The sequence below is a fragment of the Micromonospora sp. DT233 genome (assembly GCF_049841815.1).
In the GTDB taxonomy this organism is placed as follows: Bacteria; Actinomycetota; Actinomycetes; order Mycobacteriales; family Micromonosporaceae; genus Micromonospora.
This window is the reverse complement of sequence record NZ_JBNCLB010000001.1, coordinates 606,602-620,634: the sequence shown is the minus strand read 5'-3', so window position 1 is coordinate 620,634 and position 14,033 is coordinate 606,602. Positions and strand designations below refer to the sequence as shown.

Sequence of the window (14,033 nt, the reverse complement as noted above, 5' to 3'; positions counted from 1 at the left end):
CCATCCGCGACGGGAGTCCGGCTCTGGGCGGGGTCGCGGGGCTTGCCGCCGCCGACCCCGGCGGCTGCGGTTGGCACCCGACGTCGACGTGGCCGACCTCGCGGAGCGTGGTCCCGGACAGTTGGTGAGCGGTGCGCCGTCGACCCGACCCGGCAATTCGCGCGCGACCATGACATTGACGTCTGACTATGCGAGGAGAAGACTCGGATCCGGCCCCGGTCGACCGTCCGGCCTGAGCCGTCGGCCGACGAATTCCGACCGCGCCCCGGAGGAACGTAGGATGCGCACACTAGCCCGCCTCGGCGCCGCGCTGCTGCTGCTCGCGGCAACGACCGCGACCGTCGTCACGACCACCGGACTGCCGGTATCGGCCCTCGACAATGGGTTGGCCCGCACCCCACAACTGGGTTGGAACGACTGGAACAGCTTCGGCTGCAACGTCAACGACACCCTGATCCGGCAGACCGCGGACATCATGGTGTCCAGCGGCATGGCCGCCGCCGGCTACCAGTACGTCAACATCGACGACTGCTGGTCGACGCGCAGCCGCAACGGCAACGGCGATCTGGTCCCCGATCCGCAGAAGTTCCCCAACGGGATCAAGTCGCTGGCGGACTACGTACACGGAAAGGGTCTGAAGCTCGGCATCTACTCCTCCGCCGGGCTCACCACCTGCGCCGGGTACCCGGCGAGCCTCAACAACGAGCAGCGCGACGCCAACCTCTGGGCGTCCTGGGGCATCGACTACCTCAAGTACGACAACTGCGGCGACACCCAGGGCAGGACGGGTCAGCAGCGCTACACCGCCATGCGGGACGCCCTGGCGCGCACCGGCCGACCCATCCTGTACGCGATCTGCAACTGGGGCAACGACGGCGTCGGGTCGTGGGGGCCGGCCACCGGCAACTCCTGGCGCACCACCGGCGACATCGCCGGCAACTGGGGCTCGGTGATGGGCATTCTCGACGCCCAGCCCCGGTGGGCCGCGTCCGCCCGGCCCGGCGCCTGGAACGACCCGGACATGCTGGAGGTCGGCAACGGGCTGACCGACACCGAGTCCCGGGCCCACTTCAGCCTCTGGGCGCTGCTCAACGCGCCGCTGATCGCCGGCAACGACCTGCGCTCGATGAGCGCGGCGACCCGGTCGACCCTGACCAACACCGAGGTCATCGCGGTCAACCAGGACTGGGGCGGCCAGCAGGGCAACAAGATCAGTGACACCGGTGACCAGGAGGTCTGGGCCAAGCCGATGGCCAACGGCGCGACCGCGGTGGTGCTGCTCAACCGGGGTGGCGGCCCGGCCACCGTGTCGACCAGCGCGGCCGCGCTCGGGCTGGGCAGTGCGTCGAGCTACTCGGTGCGGGACCTGTGGGCGCACACCACCGGCAGCTCCGGGCCGACGATCAGCGCGTCGGTGCCGTCGCACGGCGCGGCCATGTACGTCGTCTCCGGCGGCGGCCCCCGGCCTCCCGGGGGCGGCGCGAGCGTGCTGCGCGGCGTCGAGTCGAACCGCTGCCTCGACGTGCCGGACGGCAACGAGACCAACGGCACGCTGGTGGTCATCTGGGACTGCCACGCCGCCAGCAACCAGCAGTGGACCCGCACCGCCGCCGGCGAGCTGCGGACCGCCGGCGGCAAGTGCCTCGACGTCTACGACAACCGCACCGCCAACGGCACGGCCGTCGAGGTCTGGGACTGCAACGGGCAGGCCAACCAACGGTGGCGGTTCGACAGCGACGGCAGCATCGTCGCGGTCGGCGCCGGGAAGTGCCTCGACGTCCTCGGCAACGCCACCGCCAACGACTCCCCGGTGGCCATCTGGGACTGCAAGGGCGGCAACAACCAGAAATGGCGTACGACCTGAGCGCCCCGGCCCGCCGGCAGCGGAGGGGTGACCGCGCGCCCCGGTCGGGGTAAGGATCCTCCCAGGTGCGGCTGACGAGGGAGGTGATGGTCGTGGAGCGGTCCCCACGGGCGGCACTCTGGGCGATGGTCGTTGGAGGCTCGCTGGTGTTCCTCGGAAGGTGCCTGGATGGATTCGACGGTGCCCTGGACGTCGTCGTGGGACTCCTGACCGCCGGCCTGGTCGTCTGGGCGGCCCTGACGCTGCGAACCAAGCGAAGGAAGGACCCGGGCGCCGGGGCCTAGGGTCGTCGGGCCGGGGCGGGGTGCGGTTCCGCCCCGTACCCCGCCGATCCACGGGACTTCGGCGACAACCATGACCGCCGGCCCGCCGGCCGACACAGCCCTGCCGAGCCCGTCGCGTCGAGAGGCGCGGCGGGCTCGTGCTGTGCGAAGGCCGCGTTGCGCCGCGTCGGGTGCCGATGGACCGCGCGGGCTGTCCGGGACGGTGTCCGACGAGCGCTCTGACCTGGTCGGACAACCCGTCGTTGTCCGGGACGGCCGCCACCTCTGGCCAACCCCCGGCGGCGCTGCCCAGTCTGGAGACAGCCCCGACCAACCGGTAAAACATGCCTTAGGTCGGGTGGTTCTGCTGCTTGATGTACTGACGCACGGCGCTTAGCGGTTCCCCGCCGACGGAGCCCGCGAAGTACGAGCCTGACCACAGTTTGTTGGCCCGGTAGTAGTGGCGCGCGAGGTCGGGGAACTCCTGCCGCAGGCGGCGTGAGGAGACGCCTTTGAGGCTGTTGACGAGCTTGGCGGGGGCGACTTTCGGTGGGAAGGTGACGAGTAGATGGACGTGGTTGTTCTCGCCGTTGAACTCGACCAGCTCGGTGTCGAAGTCGGCGCACACCGCCCGCATGATCTCCTCCATCCGGGCGAGGTGCCGGTCACCGAACACCTGGCGTCGAAATTTCGTTACGAAGACCAAGTGAGCGTGCAGAGCGAAAACGCAGTGCCTGCCGGTGCGGATTCCTTCAAGTTCGGCCATAGACCAATGGTATTGTGTGGGGGTGCAGCTCCGGTACCAGTACCGGCTCTACCCGGACTCCGGCCAGAGTGAAGCGCTGGCCCGGGCATTCGGGTGCGCTCGGGTGGTGTTCAACGACGGGTTGCGCGCTCGGCAGGAAGCCCGCGAGCAGAGGCTGGCGTACATCTCCGACGGGGAGTTGTCTCGCCGTCTGATCACCGAGGCCAAGCAGACCCCGCAACGGGCGTGGCTCGGCGAGGTGTCGGCGGTGGTGCTGCAACAGGCCCTCGCCGACCTGAGCACCGCCTACCGCAACTTCTTCAACTCCCTGTCCGGCAAGCGCAAGGGACGGAAGGTGGCACCGCCGCGTTTCCGGTCTCGCAAGGACAACCGGCAGGCGGTGCGTTTCACGAAGAACTCCCGGTTCAGGGTTCTCGACAACGGCCGGTTGCGGTTGCCGAAGATCGGCGACGTGCGGGTGCGCTGGTCCAGGGCGCTTCCCTCGGACCCGTCGAGCGTGACGGTGATCCGGGATGCGGCGGGCCGGTACTTCGCCTCGTTCGTCGTGCAGACCACCGACAAACCTTTACCGCCGGTCGACTCCGAGGTGGGCATCGACCTGGGGCTGACGCACTTCGCGGTCTGCTCGGACGGCACGAAGGTGGCCGCCCCGAAGTTTCTGCGCCGGGCGGCCCGCAAGCTGCGCCGGTTGCAGCAGGACCTGTCGCGTAAGCAGCGCGGGAGTCGGAACCGGAAGAAGGCCGTGGTGAAGGTCGCTCGCGCTCATGCGCGGGTGGCGGACACCCGGCGGGACTGGCAGCACAAACTGTCCACGACGATCATCCGCGACAACCAAGCGGTGTACGTCGAGGACCTGTGCGTGACCGGTCTCGGTCGGACCCGGCTGGCCAGGAGTGTGCACGACGCCGGGTGGGCCCGCTTCACCGCCATGGTGGAGTACAAGGCCGCGAGGTACGGGCGCATCTTCGGCCGGGTGGACCGGTTCTTCCCGTCCACCCGGATGTGCTCCGACTGCGGCCGGATCGGCGACAAGCTGGCGTTGAACGTCCGGTCGTGGGACTGCCCGTGCGGCAGTCACCACGACCGGGACGTCAACGCCGCCAGGAACATCAGGGCCGCCGGACGGGCGGACCTCAACGACCGTGGAGCGCAGGTAAGACCGGCATCCGTGCCGGCACCGCGCCGTGAAGCGGTAACCCACCCGGACGTTGCGTGTTCCACACGCAGCGTGGAGGGAATCTCCGCCCTTTAGCTTTAGGGCGGAGAGGATGTCAATCCGTGAACACCTACGGGAACCGCTGGACGTACGTCCGCCACCCCCTGGGGGCGAGCATCGGCTGGGTCTACGGCAAGTACCTGGACGACGGCGGTGCCACCAAGCGCTGCTAGGGCACCGATCGGGCACGCGAGGGTGGCCGCCGGCCGCGCGGTCACCCTCGCGGCACCCGTCTCGGGTCGTCGCGTCGCGCGCTGACGGCCGCGAGAGCCACGGTGGTTCGCGAGGACCACCGTGGCTCGCGAGCACCACGGGCGGCCGGGGTGCGGCGTTCCGCCTACCGTCCACCGCCTACCGTCCGCCGGCCGGCCGGACGGTGGTTCTGAAGGCCTGCTTCACCGGGTACAGCAGCAGGTCGTCGTTCGGCCGGGCGTCGTCGAACGCCACCGCCGCCTCGGCCAGCCGCTCCCGGGCCCGCAACCAGGCCGCGACGTGCTCCTCCCCGGCGCAGGCACGGACGAACGCGGCCAGCACGTCGGCGCGGGGCAACGCCTGGCGGCGCAGCACATCGGCCGTCGTGCTGCGCGGCAGGTAGTCGCCATGGCGCGCGGCGACCTTCTCCAACTGCCGGAAGGTGTGGCCGGACCGGCCCTTGAGCTGCCGCATCATGGCGACGAAGGCCACGGCGTCCGGCGCTGCCTCCGGTCGGATCGGTTCTGGTCCGGTCACGGCACTCCCAGGGAAGTCGGACGGGCAGCGGCACCCGTCGAGAGGCGCTGCCGCCGACCCGTGGGCGACCGAGACGGCTGCCAGCGACGATAATCGATTGAGGCGGTCGACGGTGCGAAATGGCGGAAAGGCGACACATCCGCCCATCTTTGGGTGGCGATCTGGCGCTGCGCGGGCGCCGAGGCGGTCAGCGGCGCAGCTGGGCGTTGATCCGCGCGGCCTGGCGCGTCAGGTGGTCGCGCTCGGCGAGGGAGGGCGCTTTCCGGGCCGCCTCGGCGTACAGCCGCGCCGCCGTCGCCGGGTCGCCGTCGCGCTCGTGCAGGTACGCCGCCACCGCCGCGTGGCGGGGCAGCGAATCGTCCAGCGCCGACAGGGCCGCCAGGCCGGCGCGGGGCCCGTCTGCCTCGCCGACGGCCACCGCGCGATTGAGCCGGACGACAGGACTGTCGGTCAGGCGCACGAGCTCGTCGTACCACTCGACGATCTGCACCCAGTCGGTCTCCGCCGTGACGGGCGCGTCGGCGTGCAGTGCCGCAATGGCCGCCTGGGCCTGGAACTCGCCCAGCCGGTCGCGGGCGAGGGCCGCCTGGAGGATCCCGACGCCCTCGGCGATCGTGGCGGTGTCCCACCGGCTGCGGTCCTGCTCGGCCAGCGGCACCAGGCTGCCGTCGGCGGCGATCCGGGTGGCGCGTCGGGCGTGGTGCAGCAGCATTAGGGCGAGCAGTCCCGCCACCTCGGGGTGGTCGATAGCGGCCACGAGTTGCCGGGTGAGGCGGATGGCCTCGGCGGCGAGGTCGACGTTGCCGGAGTGGCCCTCGTTGAAGACCAGGTAGAGGACGCGGAGCACGGTGGCGACATCGCCGGGCTGGTCGAACCGTACGCCGGACACGGTGCGCTTGGCCCGGCTGATGCGCTGCGCCATGGTCGGCTCGGGCACCAGGTAGGCCTGGGCGATCTGGCGGGTGGTCAGCCCGCCGACGGCGCGCAGGGTGAGCGCGACCGCGGCGGACGGCGTCAGCGACGGGTGGGCGCACAGGAAGTAGAGCCGCAGCGTGTCGTCCACCGAGGGCACCGGACCCCGGGACGGCTCCTCGTCGACGAGGGCCTCACGGCGGCGGCGGGCGGCGTCGGCCCGGGTCGCGTCGAGGAACCGCCGCCAGGCCACGGTGATCAGCCAGGCCAACGCATCCCGGGGCGGGTCGCTCGGCCAGACGCGGACCGCCTCGACCAGTGCGTCCTGCACGGCGTCCTCGGCCGCCGCGAAGTCGGCTCCGCGGCGGACGAGGACCCCGAGCACAGCGGGGGTGAGGCTACGGAGGCGGACCTCGTTCACCTCGGCGGTCACTCCGTGACGGTGGGCGGCGCGGTCAGGAACGGGCGCAGCTCCAGCCACTCGTGGATCGGCCGACCCCCCGCCCCGGGGGCGGCCGACAGCTCCCCGGCCAGCTCGACGGCGCGCTCGTAGCTGTCGACGTCGATCACCATCCAGCCGGCGATGAGGTCCTTGGTCTCGGCGAACGGCCCGTCGGTGACCGGTGGGCGCCCCTCGCCGTCATACCGCACGAACGTCCCCTCGGGGGCGAGCGCCTGGCCGTCGACGTACTCGCCGGTTCCCTCGAGCCGGGTCGCGAAGTCGTTCATGTATCGCAGGTGGGCCGAGACCTCCTCGGGCGTCCACTGGCCCATGGGCACGTCGTTGACCGGAGCCGGGGCGCCTCGGTAGTGCTTGAGCAGCAGGTACTTGGCCATGGATCTCTCCTCGGTGCTGGTACGACCCATTCTGGTCGCGTCCGCAGCGGGGACGGAGCCGGCCACGGATTCTCGACACCGTCGCCCGGAGAACTGCTGCGAACCTTCGCTCATCGAGCCGTTCGGCGTCGGTCGGGCGGGCGAGCGACGGCAACCCCGACCGCTAAGGTTGGTACGGGGCGTCGGTGTGGCTCACCTCGGTGAACGCGGTGCCGGAGAGCCGGTAGACGGAGGTCCGCCGGATGTTCAGCTCGGCCATGCTGCGATCCGCCGAACGGGTCAGCCAGACGACCTTGGCCTTGCCGCCCGACACGGTGATCGAGACGACCGGGGTGCGGTCGCCCAGCTCCGTCGCGGTGCGGTACACCGGCTTGCCGTCGACGTTGCGCCACACGACGAGCGTGAAGAAGGTGCCGCTGCCCCCGCCGTTCATGGAGACCGTGCCGACCGCGTCGACGGCCCCGTCGCCGTCGAGGTGGCCGATCCCGCAGGGCTTGCGCAGGGTGACGGTGTCGCCGTCCTCGCCGGACCAGACGCCGTCGGTCAGGGGAAGGTAGTCGGCGTAGTCCAGGTAGGGAACCTCGGCGCTGCCGACGTGGGCGCTCGCCAGCTGCTGGCAGGTCAGCGCAGGCACCTGCTTCGGCGGGGGCGCGGGCGCCGGCGGTGGCGTGCTGGTGGCGCCGCCGCCCGGGGCTGGCGCGGCGGCGGGGCCGGTCGTCGCTGGGGCCGGCGCGTCGGTGGGCGCGTCGTCCGTGCCGGCCGGCGCGTCCGGCGCGGTGGTGGCGTCCGCCGACGAGGTGCCCCCGATGTCGCCGCAGCCCGCGGTCAACAGGCAGGCCAGGGTGAGGATCGCGAAGCTGGGCAGGTGCCGGCGCATCGGCGGGTTCTCCTTCGGGTGAGGGCTGTCCGCACCGTAGCGGCTCCGCGCCACGCCGTGGCCGCCCTCGGCAGGGTCGGCCCGCCGCAGCCGCGTGCCCCACGGCCTTCGGCGGTCGTCGATGTGCGGGCAGGCCAGGGCATTTCAGTCGGTGGGACCGTCCGGTGCGGTTGCGGCGATCCGCCGTAGACTCGGCGGCACAACTGAATACCTCATCCAGAGGGGCAGAGGGATACGGCCCGACGAAGCCCCGGCAACCACCCGCGCGCTCGACGACGAGCGGCGCGGACAGGTGCCAAATCCGTCCCCGCCGCAGGGTGCGATGCGGGGAAAGATGAGAGGACCTCCTCGACATGACGTCGACCCTCGCCGCGTCCGGCACCGCCACCACGGCCACTTCCGCCGCCACCGGCACCGCCCCGACCGGCATCGACACCACCGCCAGCCCCGCCCGCGCCCTGGTCTGCCGGGCCTGCTCGGCGCGCTACCCGCTGGCCGCGCAGCACGCCTGCTACGAGTGTTTCGGCCCCCTGGAGGTCGACTACGACACCGCCGCGCTGGCCCGGGTCACCCGGGAGCAGATCGAGGCCGGGCCGCAGAACATCTGGCGGTACGCCGCCCTGCTGCCGGCCGGCCAGGACCCGGCGACCCGGGTGACCCTCGACCCGGGGCTGACCCCGCTGGTGGCGGCCGGGAACCTCGCCGCCGAGCTGGGCATCACCGCCCCGCTCTGGGTCAAGGACGACAGCGCCAACCCCACCCACTCGTTCAAGGACCGGGTGGTGTCGGTGGCGCTGACCGCCGCGCGGGCGCTCGGCTTCGCCCGGTTCGCCTGCGCCTCGACCGGCAACCTGGCCAACTCGGTGGCCGCGCACGCGGCCCGCGCGGGCACCCCGTCGATCGTCTTCATCCCCAGCGACCTGGAGTCGGGCAAGATCGTCACCACCGCCGTCTACGGCGGCGAGCTGGTCGCCATCGACGGCTCGTACGACGACGTGAACCGGCTCTGCGGCGAGCTGGTGGAGACCGACGAGTTCGAGGACACCGCGTTCGTCAACGTCAACGTCCGCCCGTTCTACGCCGAGGGCTCCAAGACCCTCGGGTACGAGGTGGCCGAGCAGCTCGGCTGGCGCATCCCGGCGCAGGTGGTCATCCCGATGGCCAGCGGCGAACTGCTCACCAAGATCGACAAGGCGTTCACCGAGCTGGTCGAGATCGGCCTGGTCGAGGCCCCGGCCGGCGGCTGGAAGGTCTTCGGCGCCCAGTCCGCCGGCTGCAACCCGATCGCCGCCGCCCTGCACGCCGACACCGACGCCATCACCCCGGTCCGGCCGACCGGCATCGCCAAGTCGCTCAACATCGGCGACCCGGCCGCCGGCGTCTACGCCCTGGAGGCGGTGCGCCGCACCGGCGGCTGGATGGAGTACGCCGACGACGACGAGATCCGCGCCGGCATCCGGCTGCTGGCCCGTACCACCGGGGTCTTCGCCGAGACCGCCGGCGGGGTGACGGTGGCGGTGCTGCGCAAGCTGGTCGAGTCGGGGCGGCTCGACCCGGCGGCGGAGACCGTGGTCTTCAACACCGGCGAGGGGCTGAAGACCCTCGACGCCGTCGCGGGCGAGTCCGGCCCGACCCACCGCATCCGGCCCTCGCTGCGGGCCGCCCGCGACGCCGGTCTCCTCGGCTGACCAGCGTCAAGGGCGAAACCCCTGGTTGACCGGTCGGTGGAGGCGCGGACCGGCCGAACGGTGGATTTGGCGCATCCGCCGAGTAACCACCGTTTTGCCATCAGTGAGAAAAACCCGTCGCCGGGGACTTGACGGGGGTAAGCGGACGGCGCAAGATGCTCCGTGCGGGAGGGCGTTTCGCCGAAGACTTTATGTTCTTGCGACCCAACGCCGGAGGCGTTGTGCGATCGTCCCTCCCGACCAACCACACGATCGGGCCGGCGAATAATTCGCTGGCCCGATCGTCGTTCCTCGGTCACCCTCGGCCCATGAGCATCACCGTGGAGGCGATCGACCCGGCGGACCAGGACGCGGTCGACGCGGCGTACCGGATCAGGGCCGCCGCCGACGGGGCGGACGTCCCCGACTTCCCGCCGCTGTGCCGGCGGCGCCTGGAGGCGAGCATCCGGCACCCGATGCCGGGCATCGTCACGGCACCGGCGCTGGCCCGCCGCGACGGCGAGCCGGCCGGATACCTGAACCTGCTCCTGCCGCAGCTCGACAACACGAGCAACGCCACCGCCGACCTCTTCGTGCACCCGGCGCACCGGCGGCGCGGGGTCGGCCGGGCGCTGCACGCGTACGGCCTGGGGGTGCTGCGCGAGCACGGCCGCGAGCGGGTCATCGCGCCGGCCGTGTCGGCGCTGCCCGGCGGGCCACCGCGTGACGACGCGGGGAACGCGTTCGCGGCGGCGCTGGGCGCGCGGCCCGCGCTGGCCGAGGCCCGCCGCCGGCTCGACGTCGCCGGCGTCGACCACGCCGCGCTCGACGCCCTGGCCGCCGACGCCGCGCCGCACGCCGCCGGCTACCGCCTCGTCGGCTGGCGCGACCACACCCCCGAGGAGTACGCGGCGGACGTCGCCTACCTCGACGGCCGGCTGATGGCCGACGCGCCCTCCGGCGATCTGGAGTGGGAGGCCGAGCGGGTCGACGTGGAGCGGCTGCGGGAGACCGAGCGGGCGCTGGACGTGCGGGGGCGGCGGCGCTACCACCACGGGGCGGTGCACGTCGCCTCCGGCCGGCTGGTCGCCTGGACCCTGGTCGACGTCGGCCCGAACGTGGCCTGGCACGCCTTCCAGCAGATCACCATCGTCGACCCGGCGCACCGCGGGCACCGGCTCGGCCTGCTCCTCAAGATCGAAAACCTGCGGTACGCCATCGCCCACGAGCCGGGGCTGCGCGCGGTGGACACCTTCAACGCGGACGAGAACACCCACATGATCTCCATCAACGAGCGGCTCGGGTTCCGCCCGGTCGACGCCTGGACCCAGTGGCAGCTCACGATCCCCGGCGCGCCCGCCGCACCTACTGCGCACTCGTCGGCTGCGGCATGATGGCGGCATGACGGAGACCCCGCATCCCCTGTACGACACGCATGCCGACACCCTGCACCGTGCGCTGACCGCGATCACGGAGCGTGGGTACTGGTCCGCGTACCCCGAGTCGCCCAGCCCCCGGGTGTACGGCGAGAGTGCCGCCGCCGACGGCAAGGCGGCCTTCGAGGCGTACCGCGACGGCGACTTCCCGCTCGACCAGCCGGCCTCCGGCGAACGGGTCGCCACCGAGACGAGCCCCTTCGGGGTGGCGCTGAACGTGCGGTACCCGCACGCGGGCGCCGACGAGCTGGTCGCCGCCGCCTCCGCCGCGCTGCCGGCCTGGCGCGACGCCGGCCCGCAGGCACGGGCGGGGGTCTGCCTGGAGATCCTGGCCCGGCTGCACCGCAACGTCTTCGAGCTGGCCAACGCAGTGCAGTTCACCAGCGGCCAGGCGTTCGTGATGGCCTTCCAGGCCGGCGGCGCGCACGCGCTGGACCGGGCGCTGGAGGCCATCGCCTACGCGTACGCGGAGATGACCCGGCACCCGGCGACGGCCGGCTGGGAGAAGCCCGCCGGCAAGGGCGACCCGCTGCGGATGACCAAGACGTTCCACGTGGTGCCGCGCGGGGTGGCGCTGGTCATCGGCTGCAACACCTTCCCGACCTGGAACTCGTACCCGGGGCTCTTCGCCTCGCTGGTCACCGGCAACCCGGTCGTCGTCAAGCCGCACCCCCGCGCGGTGCTGCCGCTGGCCATCACCGTGCGCTACGCCCGCGAGGTGCTCGCCGAGGCCGGCTTCGACCCGAACCTGGTGCTGCTCGCCGCCGAGGCCCCCGGCGAGAAGCTCGCCTCGACCCTCGCCCTGCACCCGGCCGTGAAGATCGTCGACTTCACCGGCTCCACCGAGTACGGCGACTGGCTGGAGGCCAACGCCCGGCAGGCGTCGGTCTACACCGAGAAGGCCGGCCTGAACACGGTGGTCATCGACTCCACCGACGACTTCGCCGGGCTCTGCCGCAACCTCGGCTGGACGCTGACCCTCTACAGCGGCCAGATGTGCACCACCTCGCAGAACATCCTCATCCCGGCCGACGGCATCGCCACCGACCAGGGGCACAAGAGCTTCGACGAGGTGGCCGGCGGGATCGCCGCCGCGGTCGCCAAGCTCACCGCCGACCCGGCGCGCGGCGTCGAGCTGACCGGGGCGATCGTCAACGACGGGGTGCTCAAGCGCCTCGACGAGGTCACCGGGGTCGGCGAGGCGGTGCTGGAGTCCCGCACGGTCGCGCACCCGGCCTTCCCCGACGCGGTCGTCCGCACGCCGACGATCGTCCGGCTCGCGGCCGGCGACACCGAGACGTACGCCCGGGAGTGGTTCGGGCCGATCTCGTTCGCCATCGCCACCGACTCCACCGCGCACAGCCTGGAGATCATGCGCGCCACCGTGGGGGAGTCCGGCGCGCTGACCGCCGCCGTCTACTCCACCGACCCGGCGGTGCTGGACGCGGCCGAGGCGGCGGCGATCGACGTCGGGGTGCACCTGTCGTGCAACCTGACCGGCGGCGTCTTCGTCAACCAGTCGGCGGCGTTCTCCGACTTCCACGGCAGCGGCGCCAACCCGGCCGCCAACGCGGCCCTGACCGACGGCGCGTACGTGGCGAACCGGTTCCGCGTCGTGCAGAGCCGCCGCCCGGCCTGACGGCTGGGCAGGGCCCCCTTCCGACGCGCGGGGCGTCGGGAGGGGGCCCTGCTGCCTCCCGCCTGCCCGGCGGCGTCACGCCGCTCACGCCCGGCGGCGTCACGCCCGGCGGCGCATCCGCAGCTCGCGCAGGGCGGGGAGCTTCGGGTGGGCGACCCGTTCCCCGGTGTCGACGAAGCCGAGCCGCTGGTACGCCCGGTAGGCGTGGTCGTTGCCGACCACCACCTCCAGCAGCAGCTCCGGCCGGCCGCAGGCGCGCGACCAGGCGGCCACCGCGTCGATCAGCTCGGCGAGCAGGCCGCTGCCCCGCCACCGCGGCGTGACGTAGACGGCGTAGACGACGGTCAGGCCCGGATCGTCCGGCCAGACCGTGCCACCCGCGTGCCCCACCAGCCGCCCGGCCGGCCCGCCCGGGCGGTCGGCACCCGGATCGGCGACGAACTGCGCGGTGTGCCGGCCGACGGACACCGAGGCGACCCGGGCCGCGTAGTCGGCGTGCGGGCGGGCGGCGGCGTCCGCCAGGGTCTCCAGGAAGGCCAGCGGGGCGTCGGCGAGCATCTCCAGTCGCAGGGCCCGCATCCGGGCCGCATCCCACGGCGTGACCCGCCGGACGGTGGCCGCCCGCCCGGACGGCGCGGCGGCCCCCGCCGAGGTGTGGCGTCCGGCGGTGGACGGGCCGCAGCCTGCTCTCATCCCGCATGCATACCGCAGTGACGTGCGCCGATGTGAAACCGGGTGGAGGCCGGTCCGATATTGACCGGTTTGACATCGTGCGCTGCCGTGACGGCTCGTGTACCGTGCGATTTCGGTCACTGATTTCGGCGTCGTCGTCGACGCCGGAACCGGTGCTCCGGGGCCGCCGGTTCCCACCGGCGTCCCGCCGGTTTGGCAGGCCGCGCGACGTGAGGAAGTGCACCGTGGCACAGGGCACCGTGAAGTGGTTCAACGCCGAGAAGGGCTACGGCTTCATCGCCGTCGACGGGGGGCAGGACGTCTTCGTCCACTTCTCCGCGATCGAGATGGACGGCTACAAGGCGCTGGACGACGGGCAGCGGGTGGAGTTCGAGATCGCCCAGGGGCAGAAGGGTCCGCAGGCCGAGCGGGTCCGCGTCGTCGCCTGACCTCACCCCGATTCCCGGCCTCCACCCCTCGCCCTCGGGCGGGCGTCGGGGCCCCCACCGCATCGCCGATCATGGACTTGTGGTGCCTGGAACAGGGGCATTCGAGGCTTTCATCCACCCACCCAACTCCAAGATCGACGATCTGGGGCGGGGCGGGGGCAATGTCGAGGGGGTGGGGTCGAGCGCTGGGCCGGGGGTGGCATCTGCGGTTCGGGGTCCTTTGGAGCTGAGCCGGCCACGACATCACCGCAGGTGACTCGGTCACGGGCCGAGTCGTTTACGACATCAGCTCCAGATGGCGCGGAGGAGATGTCTCCGCCGGGAGGCGTGTTCTTGCCGCCGTGCCATGCATCGCGGTGCCATGCATCGCCGTGCCTTCCTGGCCCACGTGGCGGTGACCGCGGCGACCCGGTCGCCGTGCGCGGCCAGCCCGGCGCGGTGGCGCGCAGTGTGGGCTGGTCGATGCTCGGGCGGATGCTCCTGCCGGCCCGGGCTGCCGCGTCGCCGATGCCCGCTCCGTTCTCGTTCCGCGCCGCGCAAGTCTCGTTCCGCGCCGCGCGAGTCTCGTTCCGCGCCGCGCGAGTCTCGTTCCGCGCCGCGCGAGCCGGCTGACCCCCGAACGTCGCGGCCGGCCACCGCCGGCTTGTCCGCCGAGGCGGTCCCGCAGCGCCCGCGACCCCACCAGTGCGACTTCGGCGACACCGCC

13 protein-coding genes and 1 riboswitch are annotated in these 14,033 nt (G+C 72.5%); of the genes, 7 read left to right on the top strand and 6 right to left on the bottom strand.

The features are described from left to right. The first annotated feature begins 280 nt into the window (after positions 1-280). Together ACLQ2V_RS02995 and ACLQ2V_RS02990 are read left to right on the top strand one after the other, a co-directional pair. A complete protein-coding gene (locus ACLQ2V_RS02995; RefSeq protein ID WP_425716755.1) occupies positions 281-1,864 on the top strand; it encodes an RICIN domain-containing protein in 1,584 nt (527 codons plus the stop codon). Between the two features lie 65 nt (positions 1,865-1,929). Next, positions 1,930-2,148 carry a hypothetical protein gene (locus ACLQ2V_RS02990; protein WP_425716754.1) on the top strand — a complete coding sequence of 73 codons (219 nt, stop codon included), beginning with the start codon at positions 1,930-1,932 and terminating at the stop codon, positions 2,146-2,148. A gap of 328 nt (positions 2,149-2,476) precedes the next feature. On the opposite strand, the gene tnpA is transcribed toward ACLQ2V_RS02990, so the two are convergent. Continuing rightward, on the bottom strand, positions 2,477-2,893 hold the full coding sequence (gene tnpA / locus ACLQ2V_RS02985; RefSeq protein WP_425716753.1) for an IS200/IS605 family transposase: 417 nt from the start codon (positions 2,891-2,893) through the stop codon (positions 2,477-2,479). 22 nt (positions 2,894-2,915) lie between these two features. On the opposite strand from tnpA, the gene ACLQ2V_RS02980 reads away from it, so the two are divergent. Next, complete coding sequence (locus ACLQ2V_RS02980) at positions 2,916-4,145, top strand: RNA-guided endonuclease InsQ/TnpB family protein (RefSeq protein WP_425716752.1); 1,230 nt, start codon at positions 2,916-2,918, stop codon at positions 4,143-4,145. 315 nt (positions 4,146-4,460) lie between these two features. Here the strand turns inward: ACLQ2V_RS02980 and ACLQ2V_RS02975 are convergent, their stop codons facing one another. From ACLQ2V_RS02975 to ACLQ2V_RS02960, 4 genes are all read right to left on the bottom strand, one after another. After that, entirely contained in the window at positions 4,461-4,838 is a 378-nt protein-coding gene (locus tag ACLQ2V_RS02975) for a hypothetical protein (protein ID WP_425716751.1), read from the bottom strand. A gap of 187 nt (positions 4,839-5,025) precedes the next feature. Next, a complete protein-coding gene (locus ACLQ2V_RS02970; protein ID WP_425716997.1) occupies positions 5,026-6,171 on the bottom strand; it encodes an RNA polymerase sigma factor in 1,146 nt (381 codons plus the stop codon). Positions 6,172-6,179: 8 nt separating this feature from the next. After that, positions 6,180-6,587, bottom strand: coding sequence for a YciI family protein (locus tag ACLQ2V_RS02965; protein ID WP_425716750.1), 408 nt, complete (start codon positions 6,585-6,587; stop codon positions 6,180-6,182). A 163-nt stretch (positions 6,588-6,750) separates the two neighbouring features. Then, the gene (locus ACLQ2V_RS02960) at positions 6,751-7,464 is read right to left on the bottom strand and encodes a hypothetical protein (protein WP_425716749.1); all 714 of its coding nucleotides are present in this window, start codon (positions 7,462-7,464) and stop codon (positions 6,751-6,753) included. 209 nt (positions 7,465-7,673) lie between these two features. Next, a riboswitch (SAM riboswitch) is annotated at positions 7,674-7,805 on the top strand. 12 nt (positions 7,806-7,817) lie between these two features. Between ACLQ2V_RS02960 and thrC the strand changes: the two genes are divergently transcribed. The 3 genes from thrC to paaN all read left to right on the top strand — a co-directional run bounded on the left by thrC (position 7,818) and on the right by paaN (position 12,206). After that, positions 7,818-9,152, top strand: coding sequence for a threonine synthase (thrC, locus tag ACLQ2V_RS02955; protein WP_425716748.1), 1,335 nt, complete (start codon positions 7,818-7,820; stop codon positions 9,150-9,152). 308 nt (positions 9,153-9,460) lie between these two features. Then, positions 9,461-10,525: a GNAT family N-acetyltransferase gene (locus tag ACLQ2V_RS02950; protein WP_425716747.1), complete on the top strand. Its 1,065-nt coding sequence runs from the start codon at positions 9,461-9,463 to the stop codon at positions 10,523-10,525. Between the two features lie 7 nt (positions 10,526-10,532). Continuing rightward, positions 10,533-12,206, top strand: coding sequence for a phenylacetic acid degradation protein PaaN (gene paaN, locus ACLQ2V_RS02945; RefSeq protein ID WP_425716746.1), 1,674 nt, complete (start codon positions 10,533-10,535; stop codon positions 12,204-12,206). A gap of 99 nt (positions 12,207-12,305) precedes the next feature. Here the strand turns inward: paaN and ACLQ2V_RS02940 are convergent, their stop codons facing one another. Continuing rightward, positions 12,306-12,785, bottom strand: a complete 480-nt coding sequence (locus ACLQ2V_RS02940) for a GNAT family N-acetyltransferase (RefSeq protein WP_425716996.1) — start codon at positions 12,783-12,785, stop codon at positions 12,306-12,308. Positions 12,786-13,123: 338 nt separating this feature from the next. Here ACLQ2V_RS02940 and ACLQ2V_RS02935 point away from each other — a divergent pair, with 338 nt between their 5' ends. Continuing rightward, positions 13,124-13,327: a cold-shock protein gene (locus tag ACLQ2V_RS02935; protein ID WP_007073263.1), complete on the top strand. Its 204-nt coding sequence runs from the start codon at positions 13,124-13,126 to the stop codon at positions 13,325-13,327. Positions 13,328-14,033: the final 706 nt, after the last annotated feature.

Excerpts from the sequence above, each read along its gene's own strand:
- ACLQ2V_RS02995 (WP_425716755.1), top strand. The coding sequence starts at position 281 with ATGCGCACACTAGCCCGCCTCGGCGCCGCGCTGCTGCTGCTCGCGGCA.
- tnpA (WP_425716753.1), bottom strand. The coding sequence starts at position 2,893 with ATGGCCGAACTTGAAGGAATCCGCACCGGCAGGCACTGCGTTTTCGCT.
- ACLQ2V_RS02965 (WP_425716750.1), bottom strand. The coding sequence starts at position 6,587 with ATGGCCAAGTACCTGCTGCTCAAGCACTACCGAGGCGCCCCGGCTCCG.
- ACLQ2V_RS02960 (WP_425716749.1), bottom strand. The coding sequence starts at position 7,464 with ATGCGCCGGCACCTGCCCAGCTTCGCGATCCTCACCCTGGCCTGCCTG.
- thrC (WP_425716748.1), top strand. The coding sequence starts at position 7,818 with ATGACGTCGACCCTCGCCGCGTCCGGCACCGCCACCACGGCCACTTCC.
- ACLQ2V_RS02950 (WP_425716747.1), top strand. The coding sequence starts at position 9,461 with ATGAGCATCACCGTGGAGGCGATCGACCCGGCGGACCAGGACGCGGTC.
- paaN (WP_425716746.1), top strand. The coding sequence starts at position 10,533 with ATGACGGAGACCCCGCATCCCCTGTACGACACGCATGCCGACACCCTG.
- ACLQ2V_RS02940 (WP_425716996.1), bottom strand. The coding sequence starts at position 12,785 with ATGCGGGCCCTGCGACTGGAGATGCTCGCCGACGCCCCGCTGGCCTTC.